This window comes from Oceanospirillum sp., from assembly GCF_048265165.1.
Lineage (GTDB): Bacteria > Pseudomonadota > Gammaproteobacteria > Pseudomonadales > Halomonadaceae > Oceanospirillum.
The window spans coordinates 93,992-109,678 of sequence record NZ_JBLXCD010000004.1; the positions used below are offsets into that span (position 1 = coordinate 93,992).

Sequence of the window (15,687 nt, forward strand, 5' to 3'; positions counted from 1 at the left end):
TCCCAGTAGGGATGTACTTTAACAATGACGCTGGTATTTATCTTCAGATATTCTGCATCTCTTTTTCTGTTTCCTGTGCCCAGTGTTGAGCCTGCTGCATCAGTTCAGGTGTGCTTTCCGAAGAGAACATCTGATTCTGTTGCAGTATTTCCCAGTTAGCTTTTTCCCACTGACGCACAAAATTTAAAACTTCTGCCAGTGATCCCTCATCTTTCAGGAGTGCATTTTGCATCTCTTCCGGGAGTGACAAACTGAGAATGAGTTTATCCAGAGGCTGATCTAGGGCGACATCTAACATGGATAAAAAGCCCAATGTAAAGTAACGCTCTGAAGGAGCAAGCCCCAGTTCTTTCGCCAGCAGTTCGCAAGATTTGGCTCGGGTAAGTATCTGTGGCAAGACCGTATAAGCTTTATGGTCGTCCTTTGCCCAAACAAGAATAGCAACCAAGGTTCGCAGGGTCTCAGTGCCAATATAGATGACAGCCTGATGCAGGCTATCGATTTTATTAGGCAGTTGGTATGCAGCGGAATTGACAAACTTGAGCAGTCGATAGAAAAGAGTCGGCTCCTGTTCTATCACCTTTTCGATCTCTTGGATGCTGCTTTTGTCATCAAAGAGAAGCGTCATCAGTTTAACCAGCAGAATACGGTTTGTGCTGTTTTTCGGGGTATCCAAAAGCTCGGGTTTACCCAGAAAACTGCCCTGATAAAGATCGAAGCCTGCTGCCCGCACTTGCTCAAACATCTGCCAGTTTTCAATCTGTCCGGCCATTAACGCAACGGAATAACCTTTTAATTCTGCGTAAAGACGCTTCAGGTCGCATGGCATCAGCTTCTGGCAGTTAATTTTTACGATATCAACTTCACTTAAAAGAGCTTTTCGCGGGTCATTGATAGTGTAATTTGTTAGGGCAACCTGAAACCCTTTACTGCGAATGTGATGCAACGCATTCAGTGTGATGGGGTCAGGGGAAATATCTTCATCGAGCTGAAGTACAAGCCGATCCTGAATCTTAGCAGCAGGAAGTGTACTGGCATTGGGTAACCAGGCTTTAGTGATGGTTAGCAGCACCTTGCCGCTTTCACCGGCCTGATCAAGCCCGTAATCCAGGAGTGTAAAGCTGGCAACTTTAGCGCTGACCTCTAAGGAATTGGCCGTATGTTGAGTGTCATGATATGTCAGTTCAAACCCGCGACGAATAAGGTCGCTATCACAAAAGGTGAGTCGTGTGATGCAAAGCTGGTTAAGAGAACCCATGTGATCACTCCGTGGCTATATTTGTGTTTTCACTGATCATATCTTAATTTTATAAAGATTCTATACAAATATATCTTATTGCTTCTCTCTATTCAGTCTGATAGCTGAAAATGTTTGATCTGGTTGAGTTGCTCTGTCAGGTGCCGATGCAGTGCTTTTAGTTGCAGGTTGACACTTTCAGGGTAGTCAAAGCTTTCGCAGCGTGCGACCAGGCTGATTAACTGACGTTCCTGTTCAGCCCTCTCCTGAAGCATCATTTCCTGCTCATCGAACACCAGGCTTTTAAGCTTGCTCCACAGATAGTTAAAGTCCTCGCGTTCTGTATCTGCTGCACGAGGGCGCAGAGAAAGCTCTTTTTTTATACGTTCTTCCAGGGTTTTAACCAGCTGTGTCCGTCGATTCATCGCATCGTTGAATTCCTGAGCGATCTCTGCGCGGTGCAAACGCTGAAGGTTATCCTGATAATCATCCAGTGATTCATGCAGTGCTTCTAACAGATCAGAAACAGCTGTTTGAGCTTCATCAAGCAACATAGTTAAGCCTCAGGCCTGTAAAGGTTTATGCGCATTATGACTCTAAACGGTGAAGGTGGCTATGCTCCCTGAGAGTGACAGATCGTTTATTGCAGCAAAATGGTTAGAGGTATTTGCAGCCCTGTCGCCAAACTGGCAATTGTGTGTTTAGAATGGTTGGTCTATCAGATAAGTCTTGTGCGCACTTTATTTTCCAGTGGCCAATATGGCGATATTTTGAACACTTTCTTTTCTCTGTTGGTTTACTGGCCACATATTTGCTGTAAAAAGCGAACAGAATGATGCACGACCTGCAAAGGTGATTTATGAAGGTGTCTTTATCGTTTTTTTCTGTCAGGCCGTTGGTGGGTTTAGGCCATCAGGGTGCTATAGCCATATTGGCTGCTTTTTTATTTCTGATGCTTCTTTTTCTTCAGGGATGTGAACAAACGCATCCACCGCTGAAAGTTGGTACCAATATCTGGCCGGGTTATGAAAGCCTTTATATTGCCCGTGATAAAAAATTTATTAGCTCTGAACAGGTGTCTCTGACGGAGAGTATAAATGCTACACAGGTTCTACGTGCATTCAAGGCTGGTCAGCTGGATGTAGCTGCATTAACAATGGATGAAGCCCTTACCCTGCAGGCCAGTGTTCGGGATCTGAGGGTTATTGCGGTAATGGATTTTTCCCACGGCGCAGATGTACTTATCGCTAAGCCGAGGATTAAAACGCTTCAGGAGCTTTCCGGTCGCACTCTGATTGTCGAGAAAAGCGCTGTAGGCGCTATTATTATGCAAAGTGCCCTGGATAAAGCGGGCCTGGAAAAATATGAGATTTCTGTTCGCAATGCCCCAGTCAATGAACACTTGAAGATGTGGCAGGATGAGGCTGTTGCCGGAGTTGTTACCTTTGAACCTTTTAAGTCGTTACTGGCGCTGGAAGGTGGTCATGTACTCTTTGATAGCAGTGAGATACCAGGGAGGGTTATGGATGTACTGGTTGTGCATGAAGAAACAGCCCGAAAAAGATCGGATCAGTTACGTCACCTTCTAGCTGGGCATTTTCGCGCGTTGACATTTATGGCCGAAAACCGTGCTGAGTCCGCGAGTATTATGTCCGGGCGTCTGAAAATACCCCCGTATCAGGTCTTGAGCAGCTTTGAAAGCATCCGTATCCCGGACCTTGAGGAAAACAGAAACCTATTAGGCGAGTCCGGGGTATTTAGACAGCAGATATTCCAGCTTAAGCAGATGATGCTTAATACCGGCTTGCTGAGCCAAAAGATCAGTATTGGTGATGATTTTCTGACGGATAGTTTTTTACCTAGGGCTGATGAATGATAAGACTGAATAACTGCTGGCGGCTTACCCGGGGCCTGGCAATATTGATCAGCCTGATTTTGGTCACTTTAGTGATACTTGATCGTTGGCTGGAATATAAATATACCTTGGTGCCTCAGGAAAAATCCCGTCAGCTTCAGCGTCTTAATGAAAGTTCTGCTCGAATGTGGCAAACAGTATCCGACCTTATGTTGGCCGATAACCGGGCTGCCGCTGAAGGTTTTATCACCAGTTATTCTGCCAGCACCCAGTTCAGGGTGATTGCTCTGATTGATGAGGGACGTGTCTTATTAGCTAACCAGCTCTCATTAAAAGGTTCAAAAGTCGGGGATGTCAGCTGCTACCGGCGAACCTGGGTCGGTGAGGCTGTAACTGAATCCTCTCCTGTCGTTGTGGCCCACCCCAGTCGTAAAAATCACCTTTGTTCTGTCATGCCGGTCACAATGCTTGAGCGTAGTACGTCCTTGCGCCCGGAACGTCTTGCTGCTCTTGTGGTGGAATATGACATATCCCTGGCGATGACGGCGTTAACGCAACAGGTTTGGAATCCGAAACAGTGGATTCGCCTTCTGGTATTTGCACTTGTTGCCGCTTTTCTGATTACCCTTATTTTGAACCGCTTTATTGTTAAGCCGTTGCAGCTGATCAGAATGCGTATGCAGGAGTATGGTCAAGGCAATGCCTTGGCTCGGGTTGAACCTGAAGGTAGTTGTGAACTGGTGGAGATGGCAGAAAACTTCAATGAACTGATGACTCAAGTGAGTATGGCTGAGCAAGAGGTCAGGCGCAGTGAGGAGCGTTGGGTTAAAGCCTTGGATGCTGCGGGTGATGGTGTTTGGGATTGGGGGCTGCGCACCAATAGTTTGTTTTTCTCCAGTCAGTGGAAACGGATGCTGGGCTACCGGGAAGATGAAATAGGCAATACCTTTGAGGATTGGTCAGATCGTGTGCACCCGGATGACTTAGAAGAGGCTATCAGGCGTATTGATGCTCATCTGGCGGGTGAGACAGAGGTTTACCATGCGACCTACCGTATGCGTTGCAAAAGGGGAGATTACAAATGGGTGTTGGACCGAGGTATGGTGTTTGAGCGTGATAGTGACGGTAACGCGCTTAGGGTCACAGGTACTCACTCCGATATCAGTGAGCAAAAAAGAACTGAGGCTGCACTGAAAGAGAGCCAGCAACAGTTCCAGCTGGCGATGCAGGGGTCAAATGATGGCCTCTGGGATTGGCGTCTGAGAGACAACAGTATTTATTTCTCTCCGCGCTGGAAAAGCATGCTTGGCTATGCTGATGATGAACTGGAAAACAAGTTTTCAGTATGGGAGAGCCTGCTCCATCCGGATGATTTACTCGCTGCCAGGGAAGAAGCCGCCCGTTGTGTGGCTGGAAAAAAAGACCAGTATGAAGTTGAGTTTCGACTGCGGCATAAACAGGGACACTGGGTTTATGCTTTATCCCGAGCTATTGCCCTGAAAGATGAAAGTGGCCACGTGGAACGCCTTGTGGGTACCCATATGGATCTCACTGAAATTCGTGCAGTCCAGAAGCAGCTGGAAGAAAGTCGGCATCAGTTAAAAAAATTGGCCTTTTATGACGCCTTAACGGGCTTACCAAACCGGCGCCTTCTTGAAGAAAATATAACTAAACAGTTAGCTGACAGCCAGGTAAATCATAAGATTCTGGCGGTGGCCATGATGGACCTTGATGGTTTCAAGCAGGTTAATGATACTCATGGTCATGATATGGGTGACGAGTTACTGCAGGCTGTTGCTGACCGGCTTAAACTCTGTATGCAGGAGCATGATGATATCGCCCGTCTGGGAGGGGATGAATTTGTACTGCTCTTTTCCGGCCTGACTGAAACTGAAGATGCGATTGTTGGCCTTGAGAGAGTTGTTACCGTTATAGGAAAGCCTTATATCATAGCGGGTCATGAATGCCGGGTTACCGCCAGTATCGGGGTGGCTTTTTTTCCTGATGATGCCCTGACCGGAGATATACTTCTGCGTTATGCCGACCTTGCCATGTATCGCTCTAAGCAAGCCGGGCGTAACCAGTACAGTCTTTATGCTGCCTATATGAGCGATTTTGACACTGAATAGCCACTGACCACTACCTCTGAAAGGGCACTGAAAATATTCAGTGCCTCATTGGTTATCTTGCTTTGCTGCTTGGGTCAGAGATTAGTTCTTATCCGTTATCAGTGCCTGATAACCGTCCTCGCGAACAGTATCCAGTAAGGTAGCTACTTCGTTCTCTTTCACGTTGATCATCTTCAGCGCTTCTCCCCCAAGATGCAGACTGCTTTCCAGGGCTTCAGGAAAGGCGCTATTGGCTCCAGCCTCGATAAGTTCGTTACAGGACGCCAGATCACGCGCTCGTGAAATAATGGGCACGTTGGGATAATCCGTACGGATATGCTGAATAGCCCGTAGCGCTGAAGGGGTATGGTCGATGGTCATAACGACCAGTGAAGCCTCATGCATATGTGCTGCCTCCAGCAGATGATGATCACCCACATCTCCATAGTAAACTGGCATACCCAGCTCCTGCCCTTTGGCAATATGGGTTGGATTGGTATCAAAGGCAATATAAGGGACGCTACGCTCTTCCAATAAGGTTGCGACGGTATAACCAACACGACCAAAGCCACCGATAATTACCCGGCCCTGGCAGTTTTGCACCGGAATTTCAATCTGGGGGGTATCTTCTGTGCTTTTCTTGCCGGAGAGCATGTGGTTCAGCATATCTGCGGCTTTCAGCGCCAGAGGCGTGACAACCATAGAAACAGAAATAACACCAACAGCCAGTACAAAGGTTTCATCGCTGATAACCTGCAGAGCCTTGGCGGAGCCAAAAAGGACAAAGCCAAATTCACCGCCCTGGGACAAGAGCAGTGCAATGCGGATCGCTTGTTGGCGAATATAACCAAACATCATTGCCAGACCCAGTAATACAATAAATTTCAGTATTACGATAACGACAACATGCTGCATAAAGAGTAGTGGTTTAGAGGCCAGGGCACTGATATCAATTGACATACCTACAGCCACAAAAAATAGGCTCATCAGCATGCCTTTATAGGGCTCAATCAGTGCCTGAACCTGCAGGCGGTACTTCGAGCCGGATAACAGCATCCCCATAATAAAGGCACCCAGGGCCATGGAAATACCGGCATGGTGCATAGACCAGGCTGACAGGAAAACCGCCATAAGTACGACGAGCAAAAAGCCTTCTTTGTTACCCCGTTTTGAAAGCGCATCCAGAGTCATCGGCAGAATATAGCGGCCAAAAACACCGATCAGTGCCAGCATTCCGACGACAGTACTGAATTGCTGCCACATAGGCACTTCAGAAGATAAGCGGCCGGTTTGGGATAGAATTGGCACGATTGCTAGCAAAGGTACAATGGCCAGATCCTGCATCAGCAGAATAGAAAAAGCAGCGGTACCGTGACGACTGTTGATCTCTCCGCTTTCCTGCAGTATCTGCAGAACCATGGCGGTGGAGGAGAGCGCAAAGGTCAGGCCGATGAGAAGAGCGCTGGTCCAGTGAGGTTCAAAGAAGAGAAAATAAGCTGCAATGACGGCACCGGAAAGCAGAATTTGCAGTAAGCCTAAACCAAATACCTCGCGCCGCATTGACCATAGCCTTGCAGGCTTCATCTCCAGACCGATGAGAAACAGCAGCATTACCACGCCGAGTTCTGTGAAGTGACGGACATCTTCCACTTCTGTTGTGATCGCAGGGCCAAAGGAGTGAGGACCGACAGCAATCCCTGCCACCAGAAGGCCCAGAATAGAGCCAAGCCCGAAGTGTTTAAAAACGGCAACCGCAATTGAGGTTGCGATCAGAACCATCAAAGCTGAGGTAATAAATGTGTCCAGGTGCATTCGCTTGTTCCGTTATTTGCGATGAGCGTGATGTCAATCCAGAAGGTTGACGGAGCCTGCTGAAGATCAAACCGAAAGGTTCAGCGCCGAGTTTACTGATTGGGCGTTGCGCTTTTATTGCGCCAGCTATCAGCTGGATCGCCGATCAGGTTGACGGGAGAAATAAAGACGAAAAAACAGATAATGCTTCAGAGGCTTACAGGTAGAGTTGTATCTGTTCTCACGCCCGGTGCCCGTCACGGTATATCCGATACCAATACCTGAGATAACCCGAAAAATCGCGGGTATATTAGCCTAACCAGCGGAATTATCCCAGTTGAACCATCGCGACAACACGATTGCCATTGCCCTGATAATCGATAGAATCAAAGCTGATTCTGCGGGCCATTGCAATTCCGCGGCCGTGTAGGTGAAAGACGCGGTCAGGCTGGATTTCTAGGTAGGGTTCCCAGTCGAAGCCGCTACCATCATCGGTAATGGTCAGCATAATGCGGTTGGGTTCTTTACGATAACTGACGTGCACCCGACGTTCTTTATATTCCGGGTCCCTCAGCCGATTTTCCACTTCTTCATGCCACTGTCGGCTCATTAACAGAAGTGTTTTCTCTTCATAGCTGATATTCAGATTACCATGTTCGATAGCGTTGACCAGTAACTCCAGGAGACCTGTCGCAACCTTTTTGGGCTCAGGGTAGATCTGGCTGAGTGTGTTGGTCAATAAACGAGCTTCTGGCAACGTACGCAGTGTAAACTCCGCATGGCTCATGAGTTGCAGAGCCTGGGATGTTTCGTTCAGAGTCTCCTGCAAGGTGCAGAAATCACGATATTGGCTGGCAGCTTCATTAATAATAGGAATTAACAGCTCCCGTTGCAGAGGTTTGACCAGATAGTAATAAGCTCCTGCATCGATCCCTTGCTGAATACTTTCCTGATCCGATGCCGTCGTTTCTATTATGACGGGAATTCGCTGTAGTGCAGTGTCCTGCTTTAATCGCTGCAGAAATTCAATGCCATCCATACCCGGTAGTTGGCGGTCCAGTAAGATGACATCCGTCTGATAGGGATTATCCTGCAGATAGGTCCAGGCACTTTCAGCATTAGGCATAAGAACAACCTGAATATCTTCTTTAGCCAGAGTGTGCTCGATAAACCCAGCGATGATCTCTTCATCCTCAATTAAAAGAACCTGATAGGGCTTCATAGCTGCTCCTTACGCTGTTTAACTGTGTTGAAGAGACCTGTTACAAAGCCTGTATCCGGTTGATAGTCAGCGATGGTTTGTTATCTGTATACAGGGCTTATTTCTTCAATATGCTTATTACCTGATTATAGTTAGCTTCTATTTACCAGAATAGCTAGAGATAAATATCAGTGTATTATTTAACGTATCAGAAATCGTTGGTAATATTTGTTCTCTGATCATTTCGTTCGTTTCACTTCCTTCCCGCAGCTTGTGCTCCAGTTGCTGGAGTTTGTACTCCAGAGCGCACAGATAAAGACTGCCGGCCGCCCCTTTAACTTTGTGAGCCAGACCTTCGGCTTGCTTGCGTTCATTTGCCAAAAGATATTCGGTAATCTCCTGACAGCAATGGCTGTACTGTCTTTGGAATTGTGCCAGAAAATGCTGCAGAGATTCTTCATCACCCCAGTTTAGCAGAGCTGCTTTTTCGTCCATGATAGGGTGCTGCTCTACCTGGGAGGCTTGCTGTATTAAGGGTGTGGCGCCCTGGTGCTGCATATCTTTTGGGGCACTGTCTGTTTTATTGTTTCCATCAAGGCAGGCTTTCAGGCACGTGATAATCTGGTGTATGGTGAAAGGTTTCGTCAATACCTGATCTGCACCATGCTCCAAGGCTTGTTTATGGGCCGATTCTGTAATATCTGCGGTCAGGGCGATCACTGGGGTTTGCTGATAGGCAGGTCGTTGCCTAAGCTGTTTGATTGCTTCGTAACCACTCATAACAGGCATCTGCAGATCCATGAGAATCAGGTCTGGTGGTGTTTCTACCATACTCTCTGCTTTACTCAGTGCATCGGCCCCGTTTTCTGCTAACACTGTCACGCCTCCGGCCCGCTCAATAATGCGTCGGGCAAGATCCCGATTAAGATCACTGTCATCAACAACCAGAAGAGTTAGCCCCTCAAGGCAGAGTGATGCTTCGGGTCTGGCTGGTTCCGTATATTCTGAAAAATCTTCAGAGATTGCTTCCTCTGCCAGAGGCAGATTTAAGGTAAAGCTAAAGTCGCTACCTTTACCAAGTTGACTACTGAGCTCCAACTGGCTTCCCATCATATATAGTAGCTGCTGGCTGATGGCAAGCCCTAGGCCCGTACCACCAAACTTCCGGGTTACTGAGCTATCAGCCTGGGTAAAAGCATTAAAAATTGCAGTTTGCTGTTCCGGTTCAATTCCCGGGCCTGTATCTGTGATATTGAATTGCAGGCTGATCTGATTTTGCTCTTTTTTCAGAGCATGAATCCTGATGCTGACACTACCCTGAACTGTAAATTTTATGGCATTACTGACCAGGTTAAGCAGTACCTGGCGGATACGATAAGGGTCGCCAATCAGGCGTAATCTTTCATTGCCATCGGGGTCCAGCTGTAGCATCAGATCTTTTTTATCTGCTTGAGGGCGGCATATGGAGAGTATTTGGGGAAAGAGATCCTGTAATGTGAAAGGGGTTTCTTCCAGGCTTAAACCCCCTGCTTCAATCCTGGAGTAATCAAGAATATCGTTCACAATCAATAGCAGGTTTTCTCCCGCTTGCTGAATGTTTTTGCTGAGCTCTCTGGTATTTTCGGAAAATGCCTGTTGCTCAGTCAGCTCTTGGTCGAGTAACTCACTCAGGACCAGAATGGCGTTCAGCGGTGTACGGATTTCATGGCTCATATTGGCTAGAAAGTCGGTTTTCAGGCGGGCCAGGCGCTCTGCATCTTTTCTGGCTTTCTTCAGGTGGCGTGTTTTTCTGGCGTGTAGCTCTGCGATCATGCGCTCTGATTGTATCCGGCTACTGATATCCTCCAGGGTTGCCAGAATATAAGTCTCTCCCTTATTTTCGTAAGGGCTTAAACCGACTTCGACGTTAATAAGTTCTCCATCTTTACGGACACCCTGCAAGCTTTCACCATTTTTCATCATTTTACGGCGCGGGCGCAGGTGGTTCAGGTAATTGGTGCGATTTTTAATATGCTGTTTGCGCATATTTACAGGGATCAGATGCTCAATGGGCAGGCCTGAAAGCTCAAAGGCACTGTAGCCAAAGAGTTTTTCCAGCGCTGGATTAACCAGCGTGATATTGCCTTGACTATTACAAACTAAAAGAGGTGTGTGCGAGGCGTTAAAAATAACCCGGAAGCGCTGTTCATCTTCCCGCTGTTTATTAAGCTGATCTGCCTGCATTTGATTCTGTAGGGCCAGGCTTTCTGCCTGCTGCTGCGCTTGCTGAGCTTTAAGCAGCCGCTGCAGAATATAGCCACTGATAGCGGTTGTCAGCAGGAGTAAGAGTAAAGCACCACCCCAGAATTTCAGGCGTAGCTGGTTAATGACTTCAGGAGACTGCTCAAGTAGCAGCCATCCCATACTCTGATTGTTGAATATTTGAGGATCATTGTCCGGATAAACCGGGGCCCAGCTCCAAAGGCCTTGGTCCTGAATCCATTGATTCTGGCTGAAACTGTGCATTCTCTGCCAGATACTAGGGTATTGTTTTTTGAAGGTTTGCCCATGGGGTAGCTGAAAGCCCCACTCCAATTTATTATCCGGGTGCTGAAGCCAGTATCCCTGGGGGCTGATCAGTTGCATTCGGTTCGTATCAGGCTCCAGAACCTGTTGCAGATCACTGAGATTCTTTCGCATATCGATATTGATAATAATAATGCCCCGGTTCTCTCCTCTATCCTGAAGTGGAATGCTCATACGTAGCGTTGGGCGTATAGGGCGCTCTATGCTCCCTTGTTCAACATTAAGGTCCATTGGGGAGAGAAATAGCCTGTTACTGCCAATCAATGCCTGAGTGGCTCGAAAATAGTAACGCTCTGATTTGTTTTGTAGCTGTACATTCTTGATCCGAAGATACCCGTAGGGGCTATTTTGTGTGGGTTCAAGGCGCAAGCGTTCCTGTCCGGTCTCGTCTATCCAGCGAACCTGAAAGTAGTCTTTGTTGCGGCTTAATAGTGACGCAAAGCTACCTTCCATTGCTTTAAGATTGTCGGCTGGGTTTCTAAGGCTGTAGAGTACAGGAGCTTCTGTAATGAGGCTTCTGAGGTGGTCTTGTGGCGGCTGAAGGTTTTGCTGCAGGCTTTGGGCGCTTCTCTCCAGAAGCGATTGTTCATGCAAGCGAATCAGGTTGAGTTCGTTTTCATAAAGGATACGGGTGAGCAGGCCGCAGACCAGCAAGGTTATGAGTGCTAAAGGCAGAAAAATACGCAAAAAAACAGTCCGTATTTTGACCGGTGGCCTGTCCATTTCTAGCAGAGGGTACATGCATCATTCCTTAACCACGGGGAAGCCGTGCGTCTAAAGGGCTTATGGCCGTGAGTTTTAGTGCATCACTGGCTTTCTTCATCTTTAAACCGAGTTATAAGCCTGTTAATGAGATTAATTCTAGCTGAATTCTGAGGGGCTTCTGTACTGTATCGGCATTATCTGTTAAAGCTGCAATAATTATTGCTGACTTATCCTGTTTTGATTGTAGGGTTATTCTGTATTTTTCTTATTAATAGGTTTTTTGTGCCTGATAAGTCATAAAATCAGGGTACTTTTCTGTTTCGACTTAGGTAAAATCCCTTTCAGGACTGTCGTCTGATAAATATATTCCACGTGTAATTTACTATAAATCTAAGAACTAAAAAGCGCTTAAGCGCTTACCTCTAACGGGAGGCATTTTTAATGCAAGCATTTGTCGATTTTATGAACGGCATTATCTGGAGTCCGGTACTGATCTACCTGTGCCTGGGTGCCGGTTTGTTCTACTCTATACTGACCCGGTTTGTTCAGGTCAGGCACTTTTCCGAAATGTGGCGCCTGCTATTTTCCGGAAAAAGCTCTGACAAAGGTATCTCATCCTTTCAGGCATTGGCTGTTTCGCTGTCTGGTCGGGTAGGTACGGGTAATATTGCAGGCGTTGCTGCTGCTATTGGCTTCGGTGGCCCTGGTGCCGTTTTCTGGATGTGGGTTGTTGCCTTCCTTGGTGCCGCAACAGCATATGCAGAATCAACCCTAGCTCAGCTGTATAAAGAAGAGCAGGATGGTCAGTATCGTGGTGGCCCGGCTTACTATATCGAGAAAGCGATGGGCCAGAAGTGGTACGCATGGATCTTTGCTATTGCAACGATCATGGCGTGTGGCCTGCTATTGCCGGGGGTTCAGGCGAACAGTATCGGTAACGCGGTAGAAGCAACCTTTGGTTCTGGTGCGATGATTCAGACCGGTCTGGGCGAGCTGAGCTCTGCTAAGATCTTCACCGGTCTGGTTGTGGTTCTGGTTCTGGGCTTTATCATCTTCGGTGGTGTAAAGCGTATTGCGCACTTTACTCAGATCGTTGTGCCTTTCATGGCGCTGGGTTATATCATCATTGCAAGTGTTATCGTTCTGCTGAATATTGCTGAGATCCCTGCGATCATCGGTCAGATTCTGGGCGATGCCTTCACTCCAATGGCGGGCTTTGGTGCTGCAATTGGTTGGGGTGTTAAGCGTGGTGTTTACTCTAATGAAGCCGGTCAGGGTACTGGTCCTCACGCAGCGGCAGCTGCAGAGGTTGACCACCCTGCGCAGCAAGGTCTGGTTCAGGCTTTCTCCGTATACATCGATACCCTGTTCGTGTGTTCTGCGACGGCCTTTATGATCCTGATCACAGGTGCCTACAACGTTCATGGCGTTGGTGATACCTTCCTGGTTCAGAACATTGCAGCGGATATCGCGGCTAACGGCCCGGTATTCACTCAGATGGCGATTGAAACCACTATGCCTGGCTTCGGTAAGCCGTTTATCGCTTTGGCTCTCTTCTTCTTCTCCTTCACTACGATTCTGGCGTACTACTATATTGCAGAAACTAATGTTGCGTATCTGAAGCGTACCATCAATCTTCCGGGCCTGGTTCTGGGACTGAAAGTGGCCATTATGGCGTCTACTTTTTATGGTGCGGTGAAGGCTGCTGATCTGGCATGGGGCCTTGGTGACGTAGGTGTTGGCCTGATGGCATGGCTAAACATTGTCGGTATCATCATCATCTTCTTTATGTCCAAGCCGACCATGAAGGTGTTGAAGGACTATGAAGAGCAACAGAAAGCAGGTGTAACAGAGTACACATTTGATCCTCAGAAGTTGGGCATTAAAGGTGCTACCTACTGGGAGAAGCGTCTGGCTAACAAAGAGCAGGCAGGCGAATAAAAATAAACAAAACGACAGTCCGGTGAAGCCGTAAATTCTCTTTGCGGCTACTGATAAAAAGGCACGCACCCTAACTTGGGTGCGTGCCTTTTTTTATTTACATGAGCCAAATACCTATTTGGCAGGATTTGTGCTTTAGCTATGTAAATACCCTATCAGTCAGGATGTGTTATGAAAATAAAAACCCGCATCGCTATTGCAACCGGTGCCTGTTTGGCGCTTTCATCTATTATTCTTCTGGGAACTTTTGGCTGGAAAAACAGCGAGGTAGAGCAGAAAACCCGATCTATGGTCGTCAGTGAGTTAACCGAGAAAGCATTGGCTCAGATGTCTGCTTCGGCTGTGGCGGAAGCGGGAAAAACTCAAATTGAGCTGAACCGAGCTCTAGCTGTAGCAAAGGCCATGACGGATACTTCCACCAGTTTTATTGCCGATCAGGGCGCTGATATCAGTCGGGAGCGCTTCTATGGATATGCCCGTGATGTTCTTGCGCAAAATAAGAGCATTGTTATGGGAACCTACCTGGCCTGGAAAAAAAATGCAGTAGATGATGATGCGCTTCATGATGGTGCGCTACATACCCATGAAAATGGTCAGTTTGCCCCTTATTGGTTCCTGAATGATGATGGCTCCATGGGATATCGCACGCTGGGAGTAGAAGAAGCACAAGCTGCAACGGCTGCCGGAGCCAGCGATGGCGATTGGTATAGCTGCCCGATTGAAAGCCGGTCCGTGTGTCTGATAGGGCCCTATTCCTGGAAGGCCGGAGAAAAAACCATTGTTGGCACATCGATTACCATGCCCATTATTGTGCAAAACAAAGTCGTTGGAATGACCGGTACCGATATGGAGCTTAGCTTCCTGAAAACACTGCTGGATAAGGCCGACCGCTCGCTTTATGAAGGAAAAGGACAGGTCTTTATGCTGAGCAATGAAGGTTTAGTGGCCGCTGACTCCGATGACAAGCTGGAATTGACTAAAACTTATAGTGGCATGGAAAAAGAGTTTCTGCTGGCGAGTGTAAAATCGGGTGAAGCGGTGACCCGTCAGATCGGTTCCAGCTTTTGGTCTGTACAGCCTATCTCACCTGATGGTGTTTCTACCCCATGGGCTGTGATTATCCACCAGGATGCTGAGTGGGTTCTTGCTGGCGCCAAGAAGGTTGAGTCGTCAATGCTGAAACAGTTTCGGGAAAGCATGGCGGCAACGATCACTATCGGCCTTTTAGTGACGGGGTTAGGTATTGTGTTGCTGGTGTTGATTGCACAGGGGATCGCTGCTCCTATCCGCCGCGCAGCTGATATGGTTGGGCAGCTAGCTTCTCAGGATGGGGATTTGACTCAGCGCCTTAACTTTAAACGGAGCGATGAGGTGGGCGAGCTTTCAAACAATATTGACGCCTTTATCGAAAAAACACACGGTATTGTTAAAGATATCGCTTCTGCCATGGGCGATGTTGAGGGGTCAGCGTGCCGGGCGGCAGAGATCTCTGATAATAGTACTCAGGGTATTGAGAAGCAGCGGGCTGAGGTTGATCAGATTGCTACAGCAATCAACCAGATGTCAGCCTCTGCCGGAGAGGTTGCACAGATTGCAACGACAACAGCCAGTGCATCCAGTGAGGCGAAAGGCTCCGTAGATAACAGTGCAGAAAATGTGAATCGTAGTGCCGAGTCTATTCGGCATTTGACAGACCAGGTCTCCAGCACATCAGAGCTCATGGCTCAGCTGGCGGCAGACAGTCAGAATATCAGCCAGATTGTGGAAACGATTCAGGGGATTTCTGAACAGACGAATCTATTAGCGTTGAATGCAGCGATTGAGGCTGCCCGGGCTGGTGAGACGGGTCGTGGTTTTGCTGTTGTGGCAGATGAGGTTCGCACGCTGGCTTCTAAAACCCAGCAATCCACAGAAGAAATTCAGGCTCTTATTGACCAGTTACAACTACGCGCCAAAGAGGCCCTGGAAGCGATGCAGCATGGTAACGCTCAGTCGGATGAGTGCTTGCTGATGGCAGAAGAAGCTTCCACGCATCTTAATCAGGTCGTAGGGGCAATTGCTGAGATCGATAATATGACCACACAGATGGCCAGCGTGGTAGAGGAGCAGCGGGCGGTAACTGAGGATATTACCCGCAATATCGTTAATATCAGTGATGAAACCAGTCTGGTTGCTGATGGTGCTGTTGCCGCCAACCAGGAGAGTCAGGCTTTGTTAGAGTTAGTTAAGCAGTTGGAGTCCCAGCTGGGTCGCTTCAGATACTGATCTTTTCTGTCGACAGTTT

At 47.8% G+C, this 15,687-nt stretch carries 9 protein-coding genes; 4 read left to right on the plus strand and 5 right to left on the minus strand.

Features of this window, described 5'->3' with window-relative positions; all coding sequences use genetic code 11:
• Positions 1–43: 43 nt before the first annotated feature.
• Both ACN0R8_RS10015 and ACN0R8_RS10020 read right to left on the minus strand, forming a co-directional pair.
• On the minus strand, positions 44–1,258 hold the full coding sequence (locus tag ACN0R8_RS10015) for an EAL and HDOD domain-containing protein (RefSeq protein ID WP_417596974.1): 1,215 nt from the start codon (positions 1,256–1,258) through the stop codon (positions 44–46).
• Between the two features lie 92 nt (positions 1,259–1,350).
• Positions 1,351–1,791, minus strand: coding sequence for a hypothetical protein (locus ACN0R8_RS10020; RefSeq protein ID WP_417596976.1), 441 nt, complete (start codon positions 1,789–1,791; stop codon positions 1,351–1,353).
• Positions 1,792–2,102: 311 nt separating this feature from the next.
• Between ACN0R8_RS10020 and ACN0R8_RS10025 the strand changes: the two genes are divergently transcribed.
• The gene (locus ACN0R8_RS10025; RefSeq protein ID WP_417596978.1) at positions 2,103–3,113 is read left to right on the plus strand and encodes an ABC transporter substrate-binding protein; all 1,011 of its coding nucleotides are present in this window, start codon (positions 2,103–2,105) and stop codon (positions 3,111–3,113) included.
• Positions 3,110–5,221, plus strand: coding sequence for a PAS domain-containing protein (locus ACN0R8_RS10030; protein ID WP_417596980.1), 2,112 nt, complete (start codon positions 3,110–3,112; stop codon positions 5,219–5,221). Before ACN0R8_RS10025 ends, ACN0R8_RS10030 begins: the two co-directional genes overlap by 4 nt.
• Before the next feature lie 81 nt (positions 5,222–5,302).
• Here the strand turns inward: ACN0R8_RS10030 and ACN0R8_RS10035 are convergent, their stop codons facing one another.
• From ACN0R8_RS10035 to ACN0R8_RS10045, 3 genes are all read right to left on the minus strand, one after another.
• Positions 5,303–7,012, minus strand: a complete 1,710-nt coding sequence (locus tag ACN0R8_RS10035; RefSeq protein WP_417596982.1) for a cation:proton antiporter — start codon at positions 7,010–7,012, stop codon at positions 5,303–5,305.
• A gap of 307 nt (positions 7,013–7,319) precedes the next feature.
• Complete coding sequence (locus tag ACN0R8_RS10040; protein ID WP_417596984.1) at positions 7,320–8,213, minus strand: response regulator; 894 nt, start codon at positions 8,211–8,213, stop codon at positions 7,320–7,322.
• A gap of 138 nt (positions 8,214–8,351) precedes the next feature.
• Entirely contained in the window at positions 8,352–11,498 is a 3,147-nt protein-coding gene (locus ACN0R8_RS10045; protein ID WP_417596986.1) for an ATP-binding protein, read from the minus strand.
• A 405-nt stretch (positions 11,499–11,903) separates the two neighbouring features.
• Here ACN0R8_RS10045 and ACN0R8_RS10050 point away from each other — a divergent pair, with 405 nt between their 5' ends.
• Together ACN0R8_RS10050 and ACN0R8_RS10055 are read left to right on the plus strand one after the other, a co-directional pair.
• Positions 11,904–13,403: an alanine/glycine:cation symporter family protein gene (locus ACN0R8_RS10050; RefSeq protein ID WP_417596988.1), complete on the plus strand. Its 1,500-nt coding sequence runs from the start codon at positions 11,904–11,906 to the stop codon at positions 13,401–13,403.
• Positions 13,404–13,574: 171 nt separating this feature from the next.
• Positions 13,575–15,668, plus strand: a complete 2,094-nt coding sequence (locus ACN0R8_RS10055) for a methyl-accepting chemotaxis protein (protein WP_417596990.1) — start codon at positions 13,575–13,577, stop codon at positions 15,666–15,668.
• Positions 15,669–15,687 lie beyond the last annotated feature (19 nt).